This window comes from Bacillus sp. C28GYM-DRY-1 (assembly GCF_030519405.1).
GTDB lineage: Bacteria > Bacillota > Bacilli > Bacillales > Bacillaceae > Bacillus > Bacillus spizizenii_A.
Map to the genome: position 1 here is coordinate 1 of NZ_JAUMKF010000109.1, position 246 is coordinate 246.

At 47.6% G+C, this 246-nt stretch carries 2 rRNA genes; both read right to left on the minus strand.

The features are described from left to right. Positions 1-83, minus strand: a 5S ribosomal RNA gene (gene rrf, locus Q3W56_RS20885); the annotation flags it as partial. Positions 84-137: 54 nt separating this feature from the next. Next, a 23S ribosomal RNA gene (locus Q3W56_RS20890) occupies positions 138-246 on the minus strand; the annotation flags it as partial.

The window sequence follows — 246 nt, forward strand, 5'->3', positions numbered from 1 at the left end:
CCCCGACTACCATCGGCGCTGAAGAGCTTAACTTCCGTGTTCGGCATGGGAACGGGTGTGACCTCTTCTCTTTCGCCACCAAACAAATTGAGAGTGTTCTCTCAAAACTAGATAACAGGTGTGACATCATTCAAAATGTGGTTAAGTCCTCGATCGATTAGTATCTGTCAGCTCCATGTGTCGCCACACTTCCACCTCAGACCTATCAACCTGATCATCTTTCAGGGATCTTACTTCCTTGCGGAA